The 1657-nt window shown below is 68.4% G+C and carries 3 protein-coding genes; 2 read left to right on the top strand and 1 reads right to left on the bottom strand.

Annotation, left to right across the window (positions count from 1 at the left end; all coding sequences use genetic code 11):
- Positions 1–184, bottom strand: a 184-nt coding sequence (locus tag GRX66_RS18795; protein WP_233745696.1) for an endonuclease Q family protein, incomplete at its 3' end; no start/stop codon positions are given.
- Between the two features lie 135 nt (positions 185–319).
- Here GRX66_RS18795 and GRX66_RS18790 point away from each other — a divergent pair.
- Positions 320–1114: a class I SAM-dependent methyltransferase gene (locus tag GRX66_RS18790; RefSeq protein ID WP_233745695.1), complete on the top strand. Its 795-nt coding sequence runs from the start codon at positions 320–322 to the stop codon at positions 1112–1114.
- A 79-nt stretch (positions 1115–1193) separates the two neighbouring features.
- The gene (locus GRX66_RS18785) at positions 1194–1616 is read left to right on the top strand and encodes a hypothetical protein (protein ID WP_159527824.1); all 423 of its coding nucleotides are present in this window, start codon (positions 1194–1196) and stop codon (positions 1614–1616) included.
- Positions 1617–1657 lie beyond the last annotated feature (41 nt).

Below are 1657 nucleotides of genomic sequence, written 5' to 3'. Positions count from 1 at the left end.
CGTCCGCCGCCGCGCGCTGGGCGTCGGAGAGGTCCAGCGTGGCGTTCCCGTCGGTGTGCTGGCTGCGCTCGCCGACGCCCACGCTGCGCACGCTCCCGCACTCCGGACACGCCACGCTCCCGGTCTCGAAGTACGACCACCGCGTTCCACAGGATTTGCACTCTCGTTCGCCGCGCACGTCCATGACTCACAGTTCGACCGCGCGCGGAAAAACTCCCTCGTCTCTACCGAACACTCGTCTCCACCGAGCGCGTCGAACTTCGTCTCCCCAGGCGCGCCGAAGCACTGTTTGTCTGGGGGGTCGTTCGTGCCGACGTTGATGCCCGCTGACGCCCCCGCCGACCGGTTCGACAGCACCGAACCCTACTACGCCGCCCACCGCCCCGGTTACGGCGACCGAGTGCTGGACTACCTCGTGTCACACTTCGGCCTCGACGCCGACACGCGCGTCCTCGATCTCGGGTGTGGCGCCGGCCAACTCGCAGTCCCGCTGGCCGCTCGTACCGGCGACGTCGTCGGCGTCGACCCGAACGCCGCGATGCTCGACCACGCCCGCGAGTTCGCCGACAGCGAGGGCGCGAGGAACGTCCAGTGGCTCGTCGGGTCCGACGCAGACCTGCAGGGCCTGGCGGCCGACATCGGGACCGTGCGACTGGCGACGATCGGACGGGCGTTCCACTGGATGGAGCAGGGACGAACGCTCGACCACTTGCACTCGCTGACGGCCGACGGCGGCGGCGTCGCAATCGTCACCGACCGCGAGTGGTTGACCCGGGGAACCCGGGACTGGCAGGCGACAATCCACGACGCGGCGTCCGACTACATCGACGACGTACCCGAGCGTACCGGGCCGGTGAGCCACGACGACGACCCCTGGGACGAACTCGTCGCCGAGCACGGGTTCGCGGACGTAGAGACGCGGACGTTCGACCTGCGGCGGGAGTGGAGCGTCGAGGACGCGCTCGGGTACGTGTTCTCGCTGTCGTTCTGCGCGCCGGCGTCGTTCGGCACCGACCAGTCGGCGTTCGCCGCGGACGTCCGGGAGCGACTCGCCGCGCACGACGAACCGCTCGTCGAGGAGACGGCCGTCGAGGTCATCGCCGGCCGCACGTAGCCCGGAGATACGATAGCGGCCGCCGCCGGTGATGTAGGACCACGAACCTATTTGTATCAGTTCACGCAACCGTCTGGCGATGGTCCCTGCAGCTGACAGCGCCGAATCCACTGCTCGAGAGTTCGTCAGTCGATTCACCGACGGGGCGTTCGCGGACGCCGCCGACTTGCTCTCCGCGGACGGCCGCGAGGCAGTCGTCGAGGCGTTCCCCGAGGGGTTCTCGCGAGAAGAACACGACGCGGAAGAAACCCTCGAATCGTACTCGTACGGCCTCTACGGCCAATACGGGGCGTTCGGGGGAGTCGACTCCGTGACAGCGGACGGCGACGAGGTCACCGCGGCGTTGACCTTCGAGGACGGCACGCAGACGCTGGAGCTAACCGTAGACGACGGCGAGGTGACGGCCGCGTCGTTCCCGACTGAGTACGAACCGCCCGCGTACGCCGACGAGTCGGCGTTCGAGGAGCAGCCGGACGTTACCCATCACCAACTGCCCCGATAGAGGAAGGGCTGAGCACTACCCAAGGCACACAGGGATACGGG

This window comes from Halobacterium bonnevillei (assembly GCF_009831555.1).
In the GTDB taxonomy this organism is placed as follows: Archaea; Halobacteriota; Halobacteria; order Halobacteriales; family Halobacteriaceae; genus Halobacterium; species Halobacterium bonnevillei.
This window is presented reverse-complemented; position numbering and strand designations above follow the sequence as displayed.

Excerpts from the sequence above, each read along its gene's own strand:
- GRX66_RS18790 (WP_233745695.1), top strand. The coding sequence starts at position 320 with ATGCCCGCTGACGCCCCCGCCGACCGGTTCGACAGCACCGAACCCTAC.
- GRX66_RS18785 (WP_159527824.1), top strand. The coding sequence starts at position 1,194 with ATGGTCCCTGCAGCTGACAGCGCCGAATCCACTGCTCGAGAGTTCGTC.